At 41.7% G+C, this 19,406-nt stretch carries 17 protein-coding genes; 10 read left to right on the top strand and 7 right to left on the bottom strand.

The genetic code is table 11. The annotated features are described in order from the left end of the window. Window positions 1-189 precede the first annotated feature (189 nt). A complete protein-coding gene (locus PR699_RS00440; RefSeq protein ID WP_042116490.1) occupies window positions 190-918 on the top strand; it encodes an RNA polymerase sigma factor FliA in 729 nt (242 codons plus the stop codon). Window positions 919-1,070: 152 nt separating this feature from the next. Here the strand turns inward: PR699_RS00440 and PR699_RS00445 are convergent, their stop codons facing one another. Both PR699_RS00445 and PR699_RS00450 read right to left on the bottom strand, forming a co-directional pair. Then, on the bottom strand, window positions 1,071-1,688 hold the full coding sequence (locus tag PR699_RS00445; protein ID WP_014658082.1) for a bifunctional 4-hydroxy-2-oxoglutarate aldolase/2-dehydro-3-deoxy-phosphogluconate aldolase: 618 nt from the start codon (window positions 1,686-1,688) through the stop codon (window positions 1,071-1,073). A gap of 2 nt (window positions 1,689-1,690) precedes the next feature. Further along, window positions 1,691-2,644 (bottom strand): sugar kinase, encoded by a 954-nt coding sequence (locus tag PR699_RS00450; RefSeq protein WP_004918712.1) that lies wholly within the window; start codon window positions 2,642-2,644, stop codon window positions 1,691-1,693. Window positions 2,645-2,883: 239 nt separating this feature from the next. On the opposite strand from PR699_RS00450, the gene kdgR reads away from it, so the two are divergent. Together kdgR and PR699_RS00460 are read left to right on the top strand one after the other, a co-directional pair. Then, window positions 2,884-3,669 (top strand): DNA-binding transcriptional regulator KdgR, encoded by a 786-nt coding sequence (kdgR, locus tag PR699_RS00455; RefSeq protein WP_014658083.1) that lies wholly within the window; start codon window positions 2,884-2,886, stop codon window positions 3,667-3,669. Between the two features lie 245 nt (window positions 3,670-3,914). Beyond that, window positions 3,915-4,232, top strand: a complete 318-nt coding sequence (locus PR699_RS00460; protein ID WP_227698412.1) for a hypothetical protein — start codon at window positions 3,915-3,917, stop codon at window positions 4,230-4,232. 32 nt (window positions 4,233-4,264) lie between these two features. Here the strand turns inward: PR699_RS00460 and PR699_RS00465 are convergent, their stop codons facing one another. Both PR699_RS00465 and PR699_RS00470 read right to left on the bottom strand, forming a co-directional pair. Continuing rightward, complete coding sequence (locus PR699_RS00465; RefSeq protein ID WP_158002582.1) at window positions 4,265-5,182, bottom strand: chitinase; 918 nt, start codon at window positions 5,180-5,182, stop codon at window positions 4,265-4,267. A 182-nt stretch (window positions 5,183-5,364) separates the two neighbouring features. Next, window positions 5,365-7,407, bottom strand: coding sequence for a choline transporter (locus PR699_RS00470; RefSeq protein ID WP_004918722.1), 2,043 nt, complete (start codon window positions 7,405-7,407; stop codon window positions 5,365-5,367). A 211-nt stretch (window positions 7,408-7,618) separates the two neighbouring features. Between PR699_RS00470 and betI the strand changes: the two genes are divergently transcribed. From betI to betA, 3 genes are read left to right on the top strand one after another with little or no spacing between them, the layout of a single operon-like run. Next, entirely contained in the window at window positions 7,619-8,215 is a 597-nt protein-coding gene (gene betI / locus PR699_RS00475; protein ID WP_014658086.1) for a transcriptional regulator BetI, read from the top strand. Window positions 8,216-8,249: 34 nt separating this feature from the next. After that, on the top strand, window positions 8,250-9,728 hold the full coding sequence (gene betB, locus PR699_RS00480; protein WP_014658087.1) for a betaine-aldehyde dehydrogenase: 1,479 nt from the start codon (window positions 8,250-8,252) through the stop codon (window positions 9,726-9,728). Window positions 9,729-9,767: 39 nt separating this feature from the next. After that, entirely contained in the window at window positions 9,768-11,435 is a 1,668-nt protein-coding gene (betA, locus tag PR699_RS00485; RefSeq protein ID WP_004918727.1) for a choline dehydrogenase, read from the top strand. Window positions 11,436-11,666: 231 nt separating this feature from the next. Here the strand turns inward: betA and cutA are convergent, their stop codons facing one another. Further along, complete coding sequence (gene cutA, locus PR699_RS00490) at window positions 11,667-12,014, bottom strand: divalent-cation tolerance protein CutA (RefSeq protein WP_004918729.1); 348 nt, start codon at window positions 12,012-12,014, stop codon at window positions 11,667-11,669. Between the two features lie 677 nt (window positions 12,015-12,691). On the opposite strand from cutA, the gene PR699_RS00495 reads away from it, so the two are divergent. After that, on the top strand, window positions 12,692-14,164 hold the full coding sequence (locus PR699_RS00495) for a DASS family sodium-coupled anion symporter (protein WP_014658088.1): 1,473 nt from the start codon (window positions 12,692-12,694) through the stop codon (window positions 14,162-14,164). Window positions 14,165-14,220: 56 nt separating this feature from the next. Here PR699_RS00495 and PR699_RS00500 read toward each other — a convergent pair whose 3' ends face one another. Further along, window positions 14,221-14,430 carry a 3-oxoacyl-ACP synthase gene (locus PR699_RS00500; RefSeq protein ID WP_071821184.1) on the bottom strand — a complete coding sequence of 70 codons (210 nt, stop codon included), beginning with the start codon at window positions 14,428-14,430 and terminating at the stop codon, window positions 14,221-14,223. Between the two features lie 325 nt (window positions 14,431-14,755). On the opposite strand from PR699_RS00500, the gene PR699_RS00505 reads away from it, so the two are divergent. Together PR699_RS00505 and PR699_RS00510 are read left to right on the top strand one after the other, a co-directional pair. Next, the gene (locus tag PR699_RS00505) at window positions 14,756-15,628 is read left to right on the top strand and encodes a DMT family transporter (RefSeq protein ID WP_004918734.1); all 873 of its coding nucleotides are present in this window, start codon (window positions 14,756-14,758) and stop codon (window positions 15,626-15,628) included. Window positions 15,629-15,788: 160 nt separating this feature from the next. Next, window positions 15,789-16,109 (top strand): hypothetical protein, encoded by a 321-nt coding sequence (locus PR699_RS00510; protein ID WP_004918736.1) that lies wholly within the window; start codon window positions 15,789-15,791, stop codon window positions 16,107-16,109. A 48-nt stretch (window positions 16,110-16,157) separates the two neighbouring features. Here PR699_RS00510 and PR699_RS00515 read toward each other — a convergent pair whose 3' ends face one another. Beyond that, window positions 16,158-17,252: an NADH:flavin oxidoreductase/NADH oxidase gene (locus PR699_RS00515; protein WP_014658089.1), complete on the bottom strand. Its 1,095-nt coding sequence runs from the start codon at window positions 17,250-17,252 to the stop codon at window positions 16,158-16,160. A gap of 596 nt (window positions 17,253-17,848) precedes the next feature. Between PR699_RS00515 and PR699_RS00520 the strand changes: the two genes are divergently transcribed. Next, a complete protein-coding gene (locus tag PR699_RS00520; RefSeq protein WP_014658090.1) occupies window positions 17,849-19,165 on the top strand; it encodes a CitMHS family transporter in 1,317 nt (438 codons plus the stop codon). Window positions 19,166-19,406: the final 241 nt, after the last annotated feature.

Consider the following 19,406-nt stretch of genomic DNA (forward strand, 5'->3'; position numbering starts at 1 on the left):
AGACGTTGTTCTGGCCTTTTTGTTTATCATTCAGGCATCACATTATATACTCACAGTGTAATTGTCTTCGCTAAATTTATTTAGGTTAGGATAAATAGCACTAATTTACCTCATTACTCTACGGATTGAATTATTGTGCAGCTAGCATAATGAATACCTTTATATAAGTTTTAAAGGGTGATTCCGGTTGTGAGTGATTTGTATACTGCCGAAGGTGTAATTAATAAAAATAGCCTATGGGAGCGTTATTATCCCTTAATACGACATGAGGCCCTAAAATTACAAGTGAGATTGCCTGCGAGCGTCGATATTGATGATCTTATTCAAGCTGGCGGTATCGGGTTATTGCATGCGTTAGAGCGCTTCGATGCTTCTCAAGGAGCATCATTTGCCACTTATGCAGTGCAGCGTATTCGCGGCTCCATGCTAGATGAATTGCGCAGCCGAGATTGGGCACCGCGTAGTGTGCGCAGACAGGCTCGTGAAATGGCTAAAGTCATTGGAGAATTAGAGCAATCATTGAGTCGCAGTGCGACGGAAAGTGAAATTGCCCAAGCACTCAATATTGACGTTACAGAATACCGTCAAGCCTTACTTGATACCAACAACAGTCAACTTTATTCCTATGATGAATGGCATGAAATTCATGGCGAAAGCTGTGAGCCTGCTATTGATGAAAGTGATGGAGGCAATCCATTAAGTTTACTGATGGAGTCTAATCTACGCGCACAAATCATTGAGGCAATTGAGCAGTTACCAGAGCGGGAGAAACTGGTACTTACCCTCTATTATCAAGAAGAATTGAACTTAAAAGAAATTGGTGCGGTTTTGGAGGTCGGAGAGTCGCGAGTCAGTCAGCTCCATAGCCAAGCCATAAAACGTTTACGCGGTCGCTTAAAATCATTAACGGAGTCGTAGGCTATTTACGATTAAAAGAGCAGACAGGGAAGTGGCTAGCTAAAGGATGAGAGTATCAATAATGTGACTGTAATTTATTGCGTATTATCGCTACGCTTCTATAAGTTGGCGCTCTTGACTTAAGATAGTGTAAAGAGCGCCAGAGGCGTTGGTTAAAGGCTCGCAGCGTCAGCAATTAATTGGCCTAAAGCTTGCCAATTTTCATTATCGATCAGCTCATTAGGCACCATCCACGAGCCACCACAAACTAATACAGATGGTAGTGCTTTATATTCTTTGATATTTTTGGGGTTGATCCCACCCGTTGGCATAAAGTTAACAGGATAAACCGCGCTCATTGCTTTTAGCATCGCTACGCCACCAGAAGCTTCTGCTGGGAAAAACTTCACTGTGGTTAAATTAAATTCTAATGCCTGCTCAACTAAGCTTGGGTTATTGAGCCCAGGGATAATAATGACATTTTTTTGTTGGCAATAAGCGACGATTTTAGGGTTAAAACCTGGACTTACGATAAAATCCACGCCAGCGTCAATGGCTTGATCAACCTGTTGCGTGGTCAATACCGTGCCCGCCCCAATAAGGATTTCGGGGTATGCTGCTCGCATATTTTTAATCGCTTGTACTGCGGCGGGAGTGCGAAAGGTGACCTCAGCACAAGGTAGACCATTTTCCATTAGCGCTTGTGCGAGAGGCGCGCCATGTTCCGCCTTGTTGATTGTGATTACTGGCACCACACTGATTTTTTTTAGTTTTTCGATTAATTGATTCATGTTTAGATCCCTTTGATATTGTTTAGCTCTATGATAGGCATCGCTTCACGCGGAATAATGGCGCCTCGGTGTTGGATCACGGTTCCTGCAAGTAAATGGCCTGTGCGAGCCGCTTCTTCAGGAGAGCCACCTAGAATTCGACAGGCAAGATAGCCTGCACTGAAAGAATCGCCAGCGGCGGTGGTATCAATGACGTGAGTCACTTTATTCGCAGCCACTTCGAATTGTTGATCGTGAATGATGATATAGCAGGGTTTTGCTCCGCGTTTAATAACGATCTCTTCAACACCCTGCTGCTGTGCACGTGCAATGGATTGGCTTTCTTGCTGATCACCATACAGCAGTTGCTCATCATCAAAAGTTAAAAATGCAATATCAGTCAGTGATAACATTTGTTGGTAGGCTTGCTGTGCCGCCTCGACAGAAGGCCATAATGCAGGGCGATAATTATTGTCAAAAATGACCTTAGCACCTGATTGGCGAGCCGTTGCTAACAGTGTAAACAGTAATTGGCGAGCGGGTTCAGGTAAAATGGCTAAGCTAATCCCACTTAGATAGATATATTGCTGTTGATTGAGTAATTGTTGAGTTCGCTCGGCGGTTTGCTCATTCAACCAAAATTTGGCCGCTGAGTTATCACGCCAATAAAAAAAACGGCGCTCGCCATCCTCTGATGTTTCAATTAAATACATACCGGGAAGGTGTTTTTCGGCGATCACGACATGGTCGGTATTGATCCCTTCGGCTTGCCAACTTTCTCGCATTTGTTGGCTAAAGGGATCTTGACCAAGCCCCGTTAAATAGCGAGTGACAACACCTTGTTTGTGGGTTAAACGTGCAAGGTAGAGTGCACTATTTAGGGTGTCTCCGCCAAAAGTCTGCTTAAATAATTCCCCTGATTTTTGTAACTCAACCATACATTCGCCAATCACGGCAACTTGCAAAGCTGTAGCCATTTTTACCACCTATCGTTTTTATTTTTTATAACCGAATTGAGTCAAACCTCATTAGCTAACAGCATTAAAACCTATTTTTTAGACAAGTTCAAATAAAAATGAAACGCTGTTTTAAAAATATCAAATCACCGTTCTTGTTTTTCATGAAAGTGATCTTTATGCTGTTGAGTAAACATAAAGTCAGCACATCAAACCATCTGATATGGCTATCATATTGATTTGAATAAATAGGAAGGTGAATGGTGGATAAGGTCACGCAAACGGATGCCGTTTCGTCAGTAGTAAAAGTATTCAGTATTCTCAATGCATTAGGAGAACAAAAAGAGATTGGTGTGTCTGAGCTTTCACAACGACTGCTGATGTCAAAAGCGACTACCTATCGTTTCTTGCAAACCATGAAACAATTAGGTTATGTGGCACAGGAAGGGGAAGCGGATAAATATTCATTGACGCTTAAACTATTCGAGCTGGGTGCTAAATCTCTAGAGTATGTTGATTTAATTGAAATTGCTGATAAGGAGATGCGCCATATTGGACAGTTAACCCATGAAGCGCTGCACCTTGGTGCTTTTGATGATAATGCGATTATTTATATTCATAAAATTGATTCTAGCTACAACTTGCGCATGTACTCACGGGTTGGACGGCGTAATCCATTGTATTGTACCGCGATCGGTAAGGTGCTTTTAGCATGGCAGGATGAAGCAACAGTAACAGGTATTTTAGCGCAGATTGAATTCGTCAAAAAAACCGATGCAACACTATTGAGTATTGAGGCGTTAATGGCTGAATTAGCGGTGGTGCGAGAGCAACATTATGCAGAGGATAGGGAAGAGCAAGAGTTAGGGTTACGTTGCATTGCCGTACCTATTTATGACCGCTTAGGGCATGTGATAGCAGGACTATCAATCTCCTTTCCTACAATTCGTTTTGATGAACAGCAGTTGGAATATTATATCCGTTTGCTAAAGGCTGCCGGACGTCAGATTTCAGAAAAAATGGGATACCACGCTTATCCGTCATAGTCAGGGTTTAAACCAGTTATTTTTCATTGAGCTTTATATGATTGACTATTTGATATTAAAGTTTAATTAAATCAATCGTTTGATGCTTGGTTAAACTATCACTTATTTGCGGATAAAAAGACCAATCACGCGAGTTTTTACTGATAAAACTCGCCATCTCATTTGTCATATTTATAATTTTGGCATTATTTTGTAATGAAAATATGATGATGCTTAAAAATTTATTGATATTTAGCCTATTTATTATGTCTCCCCAAGCCATAGCAACGGATTATACCTTCACAGAAAAAGCGCCTGCTGACCGTGTGTATGATGAAGATTATCAAGGTATTGATGCTATCAAGCAGCAGCAACGCTTCATGTTTGATCCAAACAAGAAAGTCGCTGAAGAGGAGCGCAGCTATGAAGATTTACTTGCTCAAAAACAACAAAATGATGCGTGGGATAGTTGGGGTAATGATGTCTGTCATCGCTCTTTCACCACGATGGGATGCACTAGTGAGCCAGCATGGTTGCATGATCCGCAACAGCTTAAACACATGATTGAACAAGCAGGAAAATAAGGTGAGGCAATGTATCGCCTCACCTTGGGCCGTTATTTCAGTGCGTTAGTGAAGCGTTCCGTGTATTCAAAATCTTTGGTTTGCTCGGGGTTACCTGAATAAGAGGCTGATGCGGACTCGCCGACGCCGACCCTATCGCGGGTTAAGCTCCACATTGAAATTAAGTTCACACCATTAGTTTTTGCAAAATTACTTAATGTATTGATATCGTTAAAATTAAACATAGACCTATCATCATTAAGGCCGATCATCGGTGTGACTTGTACTAAATCATACAGCTCAGCATCTGTCAGTGTAGGGTAGTAGGTTTTTAATTGATTTTTTAGACTGGTTGCCACATCTACGGCGGCCTGCCCCATATTTTTATCCGTTCCTTGACCATAATCCATCGCCATACCATTCACTTTCATTTTTAAACCTGCGTTAACCGATTTTTGTACTAGCGCTAACCCTTTTTCGACAAGGCCATACGGCATAACAGGTAACGTTAGGCTCAAGGTGATATCAGGGTTATTTTTCACGATGGTTGATAGTGCGGTAAAGGTTTTATCGGCATCGTATAAATCATTTTCAAAATCAAAATCCAGTTGTGAGGCACCAAGTATATCAATGACTTCTTGGTAAGTTGCAATCAATTGGTCAACAGTTTGCCTTGCAGAGACATCATAGTTAGCCGCACCTCCGAATGACACAATCACTTTGATATTGGCTTCAATTAACGCATCACAAAATGGCTTAGCCCAAGCGATAGGCATACTCGAATATGCTCCCCATGCGGCATTATTATTAGGATCAGCGGTTAAAAAAGCCAAGTAAACACCATCAACGCTGTGACTAATTGCAGCTTGGCTATATTTAGGGTTTGGTTTGCCGTTAGGAGAAAGTGGGTCATTCCAAATCGCATCAACGGTCACATCCAAATAAGGGGCAAATAGTGTCTTGTTCATCATCATTTCTCCTTGAATAGGGGGAATTTTAGCCATCTGGCATCGCGCCATTAATGAACAAAATACGCCATATTTATTGGTCAAATGATGAACAGATTAATCACTTGTCATGAAATTTATTTCAAAAACACGTGTATTGTTGCAGCTTAAAAAGGGGCCTAATTGGCCCCTTTGCAGTAAAACGATTAATTAGTTTCAGGAAAAGTTAATGTTGCCCCTGGCGCTTCTCTGCTTAAGTGAATGAAATTAAGATGTTTTTCATATTGATCTAAAATATCACTGATCACCTGTTCTTTGGTGTAATCCATTAAGTCATTGCTTTGTGTTCCCTCCCAAAGGAAGGTTTCTAGGCGATAGTAATGGGATTTACCTGAACGTGCGCGGTAGGTAAAGGCAGGAACAGAGTAACGTTGCGGCCAAATTTGATAGATAAAGTTCTGTTCTTCCCCTAAATCAACCACGAGCTCTAGGTGATTTAAACGCTCATCTTCGGCTGGGGGCAGAATATTAAATTCCACATTAGCGCCGCGTAGTGATAGCTCTTTTGCCACTTCTTGCATGGCAGGCGTACACACTAGATCCAACATACGTTGAGTGTAAGTGGTACCGGGGAAGTTCATCACACGGCCCAACCGCTGTTTCCAATTTAACTTACCATTGCCATATAAAGGCGCTGGCGCATTGGTGGTGAGTGAACTGACGCGCCTGAAATCTTCGACTTTTAGCGATTTATACAGCCCCGCCATAATAAAAAAGATCACAAAACTAAAAGGTAACCCCATGATCACGGTCGTATTTTGTAGTGCGGCAACCCCATCGGTCATCAACATACCTAGGGTTAATAAACCAATCGCCACTGACCAGAAAATACGTAACCAGTTAGGCGCATCATTATTGATATCGCTTAGGTTTGAGGTGAAATTCCCGAGTACGAGTGACCCAGAATCCGCAGAGGTCACATAAAATAGTAGGCCAGTGATCGTTGCCACCGATGCGGTCAAACCAAACCCGGGATAGAGCTCTAGTAAGGAGTAAAAGCCTTTTTCAGGGGCGGCAAGCACCGTTTCTGCCAATTCTTTGTTGCCATGAATGATTTCGTATAAGGCGCTGTTACCAAAAATAGATAACCAAAGTAGGGTGAACACGAAAGGGATAATCAGCGTGCCAATGACAAACTGGCGAATTGTCCGTCCACGGGAAATTCGTGCGAGGAATAAGCCCACAAACGGCGACCATGCAACCCACCAAGCCCAGAAAAATAGCGTCCAGCTATTCATCCAATCTGTTGGTCTATCAAAAGCAAAGCTGTTAAGCGTCATTCCCATAAAGCGATTAATGTAATCACCCACGTTAAGCACTAACGCATTGAGTAAAAATTCCGTATCACCAACAAACAAAATGAATAAAATCAACCCTAATGCGAGCAAAACATTCAGTTCGGATAAGATACGGATCCCTTTATTAACCCCAGATGTGGCGGAAATAACGGCCATAATGACCGAAAGTAAAATCAGGCCACCTTGTACGCCAAGCCCTTGGGGGAGATCAAACAGGACTTTTAAACCATAGTTAAGCTGTACCACACCGATACCTAATGTGGTCGCAATACCAAAAATTGTACCAATAACGGCGGCAACATCGACAGTATGGCCGATTGGCCCATAGATACGTTTACCAAAAATAGGGTAAAGGGCAGAGCGAATGGTTAAAGGCAAATTATATCGGTAACTAAAGTAACCGAGCGCAATCCCCATCAGCGCATACATAGACCAGCCCGTCAGGCCATAGTGGAAGAGAGTCCACACCATCGACTGACGAGCTGCTTCTAATGTTTCCCCTTCGCCAGTGGGTGGCAGCATATATTGCGTGACAGGCTCGGCAACAGAGAAAAACATTAGGTCGATACCGATCCCTGCCGCAAACAGCATGGCAGACCAACTTAATACGCTAAATTCAGGTTTTGATTGCTCCGGCCCTAATTTGATATTACCAAAGCGTGATGTCGCCACAAATATCACAAAGACAATATACAGCGTTGCGGCTAACAAGTAGTACCAACCAAACGTTTTTGATACCCATCCGAGAGTTGCGACGATCCATTGGTTGGCGGTTTCTGTCATGAGTATGGTGAAAAATGAAAATGCTAGTATTAGACCAGCAGAAGTGAAAAAAACCACAGAGTTTAATTTGTCTTTCTGCTGATTTTTTGGACTATTTTGAGTTGTCATCGGCAGTTTCCACAATTTTATTTATTCAAAAGTTAAAAGTTACATTCTTTGCTAATTAATTGAATTAATTGCAAAGAGTTGTTTTTTTACATCTATCTTTCTCCTGATTTTGTAAAACAATTGTGATAAAATATAGTTAATATTGATTGAATGTTCAATTAAAAAAAAGTTTAATAACAGGGTTCACTGTATTTTTTTGGGTCTAGAGGTTATGCCGAAAATAGGAATGCAATCGATACGTAAGCAGCAGTTAATTCAAGCCACACTTGAAGTGATTAATGAAGTGGGCATGCAAGAGGCCAGTATCGCGTTAATTGCTCGAAAGGCGGGTGTATCAACAGGGATCATCAGCCATTACTTCCGCGATAAAAATGGTCTGTTAGAAGCCACCATGCGTCATATTCAGTACCAACTTGGGATCGCCGTGGCAATGCGTTTAAGAATGCTGAGTCATGCCCAACCTAAACAGCGCATTCAAGCCATCGTTGAAGGTAACTTTGATTCTTCGCAAATCAGTGAGGCGGCGATGAAAACATGGTTAGCCTTTTGGGCAAGTAGCATGCATCAACCGAATTTAAATCGGTTGCAGCAAGTGAATGATAGGCGATTGTATTCCAACCTAACGTATGAGTTTGCTCGAGTACTCGATAAGCACGCCGCGCGTATGGCCGCAAAAGGGCTGGCGGCGTTAATTGATGGGTTATGGTTACGTAGTGCATTGAGTAATGAAGCTTTCCCATTACAGGATGCGTTGACCATCACGAATGAGTATATCGATATGCAGCTCAATCGGCCGCGGGATAGCTAAACCAAAAGAAACGTTTTAATAGGAGGGAGATATTATGCACGAACCACAATTACATAAACTTTATATTCATGGTGGTTATGTAGATAGCTCACAACCGGAATGTGGGCAGTTTGATGCAATTAACCCAGCGAACGGTGAAGTGATCGCTCGTTTACAATCGGCGACACATGAAGACATCGATTGGGCGGTGGAAAGTGCCAAACAAGGGCAAAAGATATGGGCATCAATGACGGCAATAGAGCGTTCACGCATCTTACGTCGAGCAGTTGATATTTTACGTGAACGTAATGACGAGTTGGCTCAGTTAGAAACATTAGATACTGGCAAGCCACTTTCAGAGACGCGTTATGTGGATATTGTGACGGGGGCGGATGTTCTCGAATACTACGCCGGTTTGATCCCCGCTTTAGAAGGCGAACAGATCCCATTACGCGATAGTTCATTTGCCTATACGCGCCGTGAGCCGTTAGGTGTTGTCGCTGGTATCGGTGCTTGGAACTACCCTATCCAAATCGCACTTTGGAAATCTGCTCCTGCTTTAGCCGCAGGTAATGCCATGATCTTTAAGCCAAGTGAAGTGACCTCATTGACCGCACTCAAATTAGCGGAAATTTACACAGAAGCAGGGCTACCTGCCGGTGTGTTTAATGTGGTGACAGGAGGAGGCGCTGATGTGGGCCTATGGCTGACGGAGCATCCGGGCATTGCCAAAATTTCCTTCACAGGTGGCGTGCCTACAGGTAAAAAAGTGATGGCAAATGCCTCTGGGTCAACTCTAAAAGATGTCACGATGGAGTTAGGGGGGAAATCACCACTGATTATTTTTGATGATGCAGATCTGGATAAGGCTGCTGATATTGCCATGATGGCTAATTTTTACAGTTCGGGGCAAGTTTGTACTAATGGTACGCGGGTCTTTGTTCCAGAACATTTAAAAACGCAATTCGAAGAGAAGATCCAACAACGTGTTGCACGTATCAAAATAGGCTCGCCTATTGATGATGAAACCAATTTTGGCCCGCTAGTGAGTTTTGCTCATATGGAAAATGTGTTGCGTTATATCGAAATTGGTAAACAACAAGGGGCGAAACTGCTTTGTGGAGGTGAACGCCTCACAGAAGGTGAGTTTGCTCAAGGCGCGTATGTATTACCTACGGTATTTACCGACTGTTCTGATGATATGCAAATCACTCAAGAAGAGATTTTTGGCCCTGTGATGAGCATTCTCAGTTACCAATCTGAAGATGAGGTGATTGAACGCGCGAATAACTCGCTATATGGCTTGGCAGCGGGGATCGTGACTTGTGATTTATCCCGCGCGCATCGTGTCATTCATCAATTAGAAGCCGGAATTTGTTGGATTAATACATGGGGTGAATCACCCGCGCAAATGCCTGTCGGGGGCTATAAGCACTCAGGGGTTGGCCGTGAAAATGGCTTAGTCACACTACAAAATTATACTCAAACCAAATCAATACAAGTCGAACTTGGGGAGTTTGCATCCGTATTTTAATTTCTTATTTTTAATTTGACTGAAACAGAGGAGATAACAATGGTCTATGACTACATTATTATCGGTGCTGGTTCAGCCGGTAACGTTCTTGCTACCCGCCTGACAGAAGATTCTGATGTTACTGTGCTGCTCCTTGAAGCTGGAGGACCGGACTACAGGTTCGATTTTCGTACACAAATGCCAGCGGCATTAGCATATCCATTACAAGGTCGACGCTATAATTGGGCCTATGAAACTGATCCTGAACCTTACATGAACAACCGCCGTATGGAGTGTGGGCGCGGAAAAGGGCTTGGGGGGTCATCGCTGATCAATGGTATGTGTTATATCCGAGGTAACGCATTGGATTTTGACGGGTGGGCGCAAACTCCAGGTTTAGAAGACTGGAGTTACCTCAATTGTTTACCTTATTTTCGCAAAGCGGAAACGCGGGATATCGGTGCAAATGATTATCATGGTGGCGATGGTCCTGTCAGTGTGACTACGCCTAAAAATGGTAATAACGTCTTGTTTCATGCCATGGTTGAAGCGGGGGTTCAGGCTGGCTATCCAAGAACAGATGACCTAAATGGTTATCAACAAGAGGGCTTTGGTCCAATGGATAGAACGGTAACACCAAAAGGGCGTCGTGCGAGTACGGCTCGAGGTTATCTCGATCAGGCTAGAAAACGTAAAAATCTGACCATTATTACCCACGCCACTACAGATGTTATTGAATTTGAATCGAAAAAAGCGGTTGGCGTGAAATTCTACCAAGGGAGCAGTAAAACTGCCGTGCATGCCAAAGCCCGTAAAGAGGTGCTTTTGTGTGCTGGCGCCATTGCTTCACCTCAAATATTGCAGCGTTCAGGTGTAGGGCCAGAAGATGTGCTCAAAGAGTTTAATATCCCCGCGGTGCATGTGTTGCCTGGGGTAGGGCAAAATTTGCAAGATCACCTTGAGATGTATTTGCAATATGAGTGTAAGCAGCCCGTTTCGCTCTATCCAGCATTAAAATGGTATAACCAACCCGCTATCGGTGCGGAGTGGTTGTTTAAAGGAACGGGTATCGGTGCTAGTAACCAATTTGAGGCGGGCGGATTTATCAGGACAAGTGATAAGTTTGCATGGCCAAATATCCAGTTCCACTTTTTGCCTGTTGCAATTAATTACAACGGCAGTAATGCAGTAAATGTACATGGTTTCCAAGCTCACGTAGGATCTATGCGTTCGCCGAGTCGAGGGCGTGTGAGGATAAAGTCAACGGATCCTTACCAACACCCGAGTATTTTGTTTAATTACATGTCGAGTGAGCAGGATTGGGAAGAGTTCCGTGCCGCCATTCGCATTACCCGCGAAATTATGGCTCAGCCAGCATTAGACCCGTACCGAGGTGAGGAAATTAGCCCCGGTAAGCATGTTCAATCAGACGACGAGCTTGATGCTTTTGTCCGCGAGCGCGCTGAAACGGCATTCCATCCTTGTGGCTCTTGTAAGATGGGATACGATGAAATGGCGGTCGTTGATGGTGCAGGTCGTGTACATGGCCTTGAAAATCTAAGAGTGATTGACGCTTCAATCATGCCTTTGATTATTACAGGTAACTTGAATGCAACGACAATTATGATTGCCGAAAAGATGGCGGATAAAATCCGTGGGCGTGAACCCTTACCGGCAAGTCAGGCTGATTATTATGTTGCAGGGGATGCCCCTGTTCGCCAGCTATAGTTGCATTAATCTATCAATGGCCCCAGCCAGCGAAGGGGTCATTTTTTCGACCGACCAAAAAAAACCATCGAAAAAAGCCCTCAATAAAGAGGGCAAATAAAGCGAAAACGAGAACTTCTGTATAGCATTTATTTTTTACTTACCATAGCAGACCAGTTAGCGAATCCATCGGTAACGCCATGGAGAGTGGAATATTGAGAACAACCTCACTATTTAACACCATGATGACGCTTATTTGACTGATTTAACTAACCACGCCAAATATCCACTGTCGACCTGATCCAAATCGAGGCTAATCAATTCAGGAGTTTCGTATGGGTGGATTTCCTTGATAGCAGAAAACAATTCAGCTTGGTTTTTATTAGTAGATTTAATGAGTAACAGTACCTCTTTATCTTGTGCGATCTCGTTCTTCCATTGATAAATGGAGGTTATCTCAGGCAGTAATGAAACACAGGCCGCTAAGCGTCTATCTAATAACTGTTGAGCAATCTTGACCGCATTATTTTGGCTGTTTGTTGTACATAAAATAATGCAAGGTTGGTGCTCTTTATAACAATTTACATCATGCTTTATCATCTATATTTCCTTAGAATAGTTATCTAATTCAGAGTGTCCATGATTAAGATTAGATTAAATAACCACAATATGTATGAAGTTTAATCAAGTGATAATTGTAATGTAGTGGTAAATAGTTTCCTACTAGACTATCTAATAAGATATAAGGTTATTAAAACATCTAAGTACGTATTGATGAATAGCATGTTATTTGTACATTTAACTCGAAATTTTTGAACTTGTTATTTAATGCTATTTAGCAAAATTAAGATTATTTGTATGAATAATTCGATTCAGCCTGCATTTTTACCTATTGTAATATAAATAAATCATTGGGTTTTGTATATTGTTGATGTTTCAACGTCTATTTTAAATTAAATAAACAATGTTTTTTGTATGGTTAATTATTTAAGGCAATAAACGTGCTTTTTATATGAATGTTATACATTGTCGTTGTCGTTTATAAAATAAAAGTTAATATTATGATGGTTCCTTGTTAAATACTATTAGTAAATTGTTGTAATTACTAATTACTCTTTGTTACTAAATTTAAATCGTTTTTTATATGTAAAAATAGCTATGTCAATGATAACGATCAATGTCTGCCAAAGATATTTAGTTAACATATTTGTAATGATAAAAAATATATTGCTAAGAATTTTTTATTTCCATCTTAAAAACATGTATGGATGCCCGATATGAATAAACTGACCCCATTAAAACCTATACCTACATTGATAGCAGTTGCAATCACACTTATTATTTGGTTCCTAATCCCTGTTCCCGAAGGTGTTAATCCCGATGCTTGGCATCTATTAGCACTCTTTGTTGGAACGATCGCCGCAATTATTGGTAAAGCCCTTCCTATTGGCGGTGTTTCCATTATTGCCATTGCTTTAGTGGCTGCAACGGGAGTGACTAATCCAAACTCCACAAAGGATGCGATAGCGGATGCGTTAAGTGGTTTCTCAAATGACCTGATTTGGTTAATCGGTATTTCTATTATGGTTTCAATGAGCCTAAATAAAACCGGATTAGGCGCGAGGATTGGCTATTATGTTATTTCCTTATTTGGTAAAAAAACATTAGGTATTGCTTATTCACTGGCGATTGCAGAAACAGTACTTGCGCCAGTGACCCCAAGTAATACTGCGCGTGGCGGGGGGATCATTCACCCTATTATGCGCTCCATTGCGGATAGTTTTGGCTCTAAGGCCGATGATGGTACTGCCGGTAAAATAGGGCGTTATCTCTCTTTGGTTAACTATAATATTAACCCGATTACTTCAGCGATGTTTATTACCGCGACGGCGCCAAACCCTTTAATTGTCAGTTTGATTGTCAGCGAAGCTGGAGGAGCAAATGAATTAACTTGGTCAATGTGGGCGCTAGCAGCATTTGCACCTGCTTTGGTGTCGTTAATTTTGATGCCGTTAGTTATCTATTTCATGTATAAACCTGAAATTACTTCAACCCCTGATGCGCCTAATTTTGCAAAACAGCGTTTACAACAATTGGGCCCAATTTCATTACCAGAAGTTATTACGCTTGGTGTGTTTGTGCTATTACTGGTGATGTGGGCAGGTGTACCCGAACACGTATTTGGACCTGCTTATAAGATTAACGCAACAACCGCCGCATTTATTGGACTGGGTATTTTATTAGCCACGGGCGTCATCAATTGGGATGATGTATTAAAAAACAAAGGGGCTTGGGATACCGTTGTTTGGTTTGCTGCTTTGGTGATGATGGCAAGTTTCTTAGGTAAGCTAGGTTTAATTAAATGGATGTCCATCTCAGTAGGGACTTCAATCGATAATATGGGATTGAGTTGGGTTTGGGGAGCATTAATCCTTGTGCTTATCTATGTCTACTCACACTACTTCTTTGCGAGTACAACCGCCCACATTACCGCGATGTTTGCTGCTTTCTTTGCGGCTGGTTTAGCGCTTGGCGCTCCACCGATGTTACTCGGCTTAACCTTAGCATTCTCCTCTTCTTTGATGATGTCTCTGACCCATTACGGCACAGGAACTGCCCCCATTATTTTCGGTTCAGGCTACGTAACACTCGGCGAATGGTGGAAAGCCGGATTTGTGATGAGTGTCGTCAACCTTATTATCTGGATTGGTTTAGGCAGTATTTGGTGGAAAGTCTTAGGTTTCTGGTAATTCATTACTCAAACAAAAACCGCAATGGCCGGAGAAGATCCCGGCCATTTTTTTGTTTAGTAGGATGTCAACAGTAATACAATAGCGGTAGAGATACACGCCGTTAACATTACTTTAGACCAACTGAGATTGAACGATGAGTTCATGGCATTTTTCCATAACAAGCTAATTTCAGCAGGATGAGCATATTTGCGTGTATTAATAGCGCTTTTTATCTGACTAATTTTCTCTGAATCGTTATATGGATGTTTATGTGTGATTGACATATCGACCTACCTTTTTGAGCTGATGCGTAATGTGCTCACTGCATCAAGCCATTGATTAATTATCTATTTGCATTATGTCACCCCAAAATTTCAGAAAAATTGACCAGTTTAATGGCATATTTCCCCATTTATTCGATGAGAAAACAGTCAATAGGAAGGAATAGTGATTGATAACTGTATTTTATTAATGTCATTGGCGTGTTAAGAGGAAATGAAGAGGTTTTCAAAGCCCTATTTAATCAAGGAGGCAAAATAGAGATTGGCATAAATGGTATAGACAGTATGATGATGACAATAATGTCGTGATTGATAGGTAAAATAAAATATGCAGTCGCAAAGGAAAGCCGAACTATTTTTAGTGCTGACCACTTTTATTGCCGCATGGGGATGGATTTTTTCTCGTGAAGCTGTACAAGGCATGCCAATATTTGCTTTTTTAGGTAGTCGTTTCTTATTGGCGGCGATCATTCTAGCCCCTTTTTGTTGGGGGAAACGCCATCATATTCGCTTGCAACAACTACCGAGTATTTTGATGACGGGGGGATGGATGGCCCTCAACCTCGTTTTATGGATTTATGCCGTTGCTACAACAGACTCGCTAGGTGAGGGCGCGTTTATCATGAGCCTAGCCATGCTGTTTGTGCCATTAGTGGGTTGGGTGCTTTTAAAAATACGGCCGACACGTTATTTTTGGCAAGCGTTACCTGTTGCAGTATTAGGCTTAGCGTGTTTAACCCTGTTTAAGGGGCAAGTTCAGTTTAAGAGTAGTCAACTTTGGTTTTTAGCTGCCGCAATCGTTCAAGCCATTTATTTCTGCTATACCAGCGTCTATGCGCGTAGTGTTCCTGTTTTACCTTTAACGGCTATTCAGTTGGCTTGTACGGGCGTGGTTGGTTTGACGTTATCTCTTTTATTAGAGGAGTGGCCAACCACGTTAGCGCCATCGATATTGATGTGGTTTATTGCCAGTGTGGTGATAGCAACCAGCTTACGTTTTATTTTGCAGTTGATTGGGCAAAAAAATACCACTGCCGCGAACGCTGCCATTATTATGATTTTAGAACCGGTGATGACCGTGTTTGTTGCTGCCATTTGGTATCATGAACGGATGCCAATGATCCAAATAATAGGTTGTATTCTTATTTTAAGTGCTCTCTTTTATTATCGATGGCGCTCTTTTCGTGCATTATCAAAATAAGACTTTTACTAAAAATAGTCCTTATAATAGAGATTTTTTAAATTAAAGCAGCTATTATTATTTACATGAGAAAGGTATGGGTAATTAATCTAAATATGACTCTCTTATTTAAATTTTTTAGATTAATAGTAATGCAAACTAAATTTATAATAGGCTAAAGATGAAAAAGATCGCATTAATTTTGGGTATGGCAGGCATTATGACATTATTAGCAGCATGCTCGGACGATAAAGCCGAAATCGCTGAATCTAAAAAAGTTTTTGTGAGTGATTGTGTGAAAGCGTCTGGGAGTCCAGCCGGTGAAACCGCAGATGCTATTAGCGCAATTTGTGCCTGTGCATATGACAAAACAATCGAAAAATACGGTTTGAAAGAATATAAACGTATTGAAGGTGAATTAGCGAAATCAGCAACAGCAGAAGCTGATTTTCAAAAATCAATGGTTGAATTTGTTAATCAGTGTACAAAAGCTGAGCGTTAATTAAGATATATCACAGCGGTAAGTGTCTTGTTACCGCTGTGACTATTATTATGCGCTAAATAACTTTTTATATTGATAAGGCGCACTGCGTAAATATTGTGGTGCAACACTGATATTTTGCCCTAGTTGTGCTGCCGCATGCCAAGGCCAACGAGGGTTAAAAAGTATCCCTCGACCGATTGATACAAAATCCGCTTGCCCAGTAGCGATTATCGCTTCGGCTTGATTAGGCTCAGTAATAAGGCCGACGGCAATCACCGGCATCATTGTATGCTCATGAATAGCTTGAGCGAGTGGCACTTGGTAATTGGGGCTAATAGGGATCTGCTGCTCAGACGATAACCCCCCTGACGAGACGTGTATATAATCACAGCCTAGTTCTTCGAGTTGTTCAGTAAGTTCAATGGATTCAGGAACCCCCCATCCACCACTAACCCAGTCGGTTGCAGAAATTCGAACGCCAACAGTAATATTGGGATTAACTGCATCTCTAACCGCACGAAATACATCGATTAATAGACGACTGCGGTTTTTAAAATTGCCCCCATATTCATCTTGGCGCTGGTTCGCGATTGGCGATAAAAATTGATGCAATAAATAACCGTGGGCTGCATGGATTTCAATAACATCAAATCCCGCATATTCTGCACGTTTAGCCGCATCGACAAATTGTTGTTGGATGTCGTGGATCTCTTGTTTGCTCAGTTCTCTTGGCGGGTGTGAATGACCAAAAGGCAAGTTTGACGCAGAGACCGTTTCCCAGCCATTTTGTTCTTGTTTAGAGAGGCTCTGACCACCCAGCCAAGGGAGATCTGTTGAGGCTTTTCTACCTGCATGAGCGATTTGAATACCTAAGCGTGCATCAGCAAATTGCTTGATATCTGCTAACATGTTTTTTAGGGCGGTTGCCTGTTCATCATTCCAGATACCGAGATCTTTATAGGTGATACGCCCAGCGGGGGTGACTGCGCTAGCTTCGACAATAACTAACGACGCCCCTGAAAGCGCGAGATTCATATAGTGTGAATGATGCCAAGCGGTTGGCATGCCGTCGATGGCGGAATATTGGCACATCGGTGGAACAATGATCCTGTTTTTTAGGGAAATTTGCCCCAAAGCTGCGGGGGAAAATAGGAAGCTCATCTGTCTTGTTCCTTAGTGATCATGATTAATTTATCCATGATACAAGTAAGTTCAGTATCATTTTGTGCTGTTCATGTGGTTTTTTACAGTTAAAGCTCAATTCTATTAGTCACAGAATAATGCAAGTAGATAAGTATAAATTTGAGAACTATGTGAAAAAGTATAATTTTCTGTCTGTTTCTCCTCATTGTGAAAATAAAACACTAAAAAAAAATAGAAAACATAAACTAGTTTGATAATTAAAAATAATTACCCTCTTATAATCGCCAGCTTAGCAATTAAGTAAATAAAAAACAATTAATATTGGTATTAATTTTAATTAATGGTTTTAATGGTGCTAATAGCGTTTTGCTCTAAATTTTTATCTTAAACGCTGATTTTTATGGCTAATTTTTAGGTTGTTATTCAGCAAAAAAATGATTTGGCTCTTGCGAAAATTAATTTTGATTTATATAAGTTCAGGGAGATAGATGTGTATTTACCGTATATTCAAAATGCATATCGCAACATTGAAAATATACAATGGAATAAATTAATACTCGTTTAAGTGTATTTAATTTTCACCTTAAAAATATAATTCTAATAAGGAACTCAATGTGTTAACAATTATCGGTATATTGATCATTCTTTCCATCGTCACCTTGCTTATGATGGGAAAAGTTAGCCCTATCATTGCAATGTCTTGTATTCCTTTTATTGGTGCCCTGATTGCAGGGTATTCAATCCCTGAAATTTCAGCTTTTTTTGAAAGCGGTATTAATAAAGTCTCTAAAGTGGCGGCGATGTTCCTGTTCGCTATTTTATTCTTTAGTTTGATGAAAGATTTGCATATTTTTGATCCTCTTATCCGTTTGATGGTCAAAATGACGCGAGGCAATGTGATCATTGTGTGTGTGATGACCACACTAATTGCGGGTGTCGTGCATTTAGATGGCTCTGGTGCCGCGACATTCCTGATTATTATTCCAGCACTGCTGCCTTTATATCGCCAGCTCGGCATGAGCCCTTATTTAATGTTGTTATTGATGTGCGCCAGTATGGGGATTATGAACATGGTGCCATGGGGTGGCCCATTAGGCCGTGCTTCTGCGGTGACAGGCATTGATGCCGCAACGTTATGGCAAAGCTTGATCCCTGTGCAGATCATCGGTATGGCTGGTGCTGTGGTATTCGCAGTAATTATGGGTTTACGTGAGAAACGCCGTATTGCCGCTGCTGCACTTAAAGGCACAAGTCCGTATCTGATGGACTCTTTATTACCTGCTAATGAGCAAATAGCGGATGTGAATGAACAAATAAACAAGCCACAAAAGCCATGGATTAACGGTGGGTTAATTGTCGCTTCTATTATTTGTCTGGCATTTGGACTGTTATCGGCGCCTTATGTGTTTATGATTGCGTTATCAATCGCCTTGCTGGTTAACTTTCCTAATCCGAAAGATCAAATGAAGGTTCTCTCTGAACATGCCCCACAAGCGTTAGGCATGGTCGCGATTATTCTCGCTGCGGGTGCTTTCCTCGGTATTTTGTCGGATGGGGGAATGCTAAAATCGATCGCTGAAGATTTAACGGCAATATTACCAACAGAATGGGTCTCTAAAATCCATATCTTTGTTGGCATCCTCGGCGTACCGATGGATATTTTCACCAGTACCGATGCGTATTACTTTGCTCTGCTACCTATTATTCAGCAAATCGCTGAAACGGCTGGTGTAGACCCCTCTTCGGTCGTATATGCAATGGCAATTGGTAATAACGCCGGAACATTTGTTAGCCCATTCTCACCAGCTGCATGGTTGGCAATGGGGCTTGCTGGAATTGATATGGGGCGCCATCTGCGCTATTCATTCGGTTGGATTTGGCTGTTTAGCTTCTTCACCTTAGCGGTAGGTGCTGTACTCGGCTTATATTAAGCCACAGGTTAGCCTTTTAATGCATCGGTGTGCCCCTTAAGATAAGGGGCACATTGTCATTTTTAACGTTTAAAATTGAGGGAAAAGGGCTAAACAGCGCGACACAGTAAAAGTGAAAGTGGGCTGATACGCGATGAAAGCCACTCCATTACCGTCATAGATTCAGATTAAATTGATAGCCTTTTACTTGACAGTTAGGCTAGAATCGGCCTGTTTTTAAATGAATTTGTTACTTTTGAAT

The sequence above is a fragment of the Providencia sp. PROV268 genome (genome assembly GCF_028477805.1).
In the GTDB taxonomy this organism is placed as follows: domain Bacteria; phylum Pseudomonadota; class Gammaproteobacteria; order Enterobacterales; family Enterobacteriaceae; genus Providencia; species Providencia stuartii.

Excerpts from the sequence above, each read along its gene's own strand:
- PR699_RS00465 (WP_158002582.1), bottom strand. The coding sequence starts at position 5,182 with ATGATGAACAAGACACTATTTGCCCCTTATTTGGATGTGACCGTTGAT.
- betB (WP_014658087.1), top strand. The coding sequence starts at position 8,250 with ATGCACGAACCACAATTACATAAACTTTATATTCATGGTGGTTATGTA.
- PR699_RS00445 (WP_014658082.1), bottom strand. The coding sequence starts at position 1,688 with ATGAATCAATTAATCGAAAAACTAAAAAAAATCAGTGTGGTGCCAGTA.
- PR699_RS00460 (WP_227698412.1), top strand. The coding sequence starts at position 3,915 with ATGTCTCCCCAAGCCATAGCAACGGATTATACCTTCACAGAAAAAGCG.
- PR699_RS00495 (WP_014658088.1), top strand. The coding sequence starts at position 12,692 with ATGAATAAACTGACCCCATTAAAACCTATACCTACATTGATAGCAGTT.
- PR699_RS00515 (WP_014658089.1), bottom strand. The coding sequence starts at position 17,252 with ATGAGCTTCCTATTTTCCCCCGCAGCTTTGGGGCAAATTTCCCTAAAA.
- PR699_RS00505 (WP_004918734.1), top strand. The coding sequence starts at position 14,756 with ATGCAGTCGCAAAGGAAAGCCGAACTATTTTTAGTGCTGACCACTTTT.
- betA (WP_004918727.1), top strand. The coding sequence starts at position 9,768 with ATGGTCTATGACTACATTATTATCGGTGCTGGTTCAGCCGGTAACGTT.
- betI (WP_014658086.1), top strand. The coding sequence starts at position 7,619 with ATGCCGAAAATAGGAATGCAATCGATACGTAAGCAGCAGTTAATTCAA.
- cutA (WP_004918729.1), bottom strand. The coding sequence starts at position 12,014 with ATGATAAAGCATGATGTAAATTGTTATAAAGAGCACCAACCTTGCATT.
- PR699_RS00500 (WP_071821184.1), bottom strand. The coding sequence starts at position 14,430 with ATGTCAATCACACATAAACATCCATATAACGATTCAGAGAAAATTAGT.
- PR699_RS00510 (WP_004918736.1), top strand. The coding sequence starts at position 15,789 with ATGAAAAAGATCGCATTAATTTTGGGTATGGCAGGCATTATGACATTA.
- PR699_RS00470 (WP_004918722.1), bottom strand. The coding sequence starts at position 7,407 with ATGACAACTCAAAATAGTCCAAAAAATCAGCAGAAAGACAAATTAAAC.
- PR699_RS00450 (WP_004918712.1), bottom strand. The coding sequence starts at position 2,644 with ATGGCTACAGCTTTGCAAGTTGCCGTGATTGGCGAATGTATGGTTGAG.
- kdgR (WP_014658083.1), top strand. The coding sequence starts at position 2,884 with ATGGTGGATAAGGTCACGCAAACGGATGCCGTTTCGTCAGTAGTAAAA.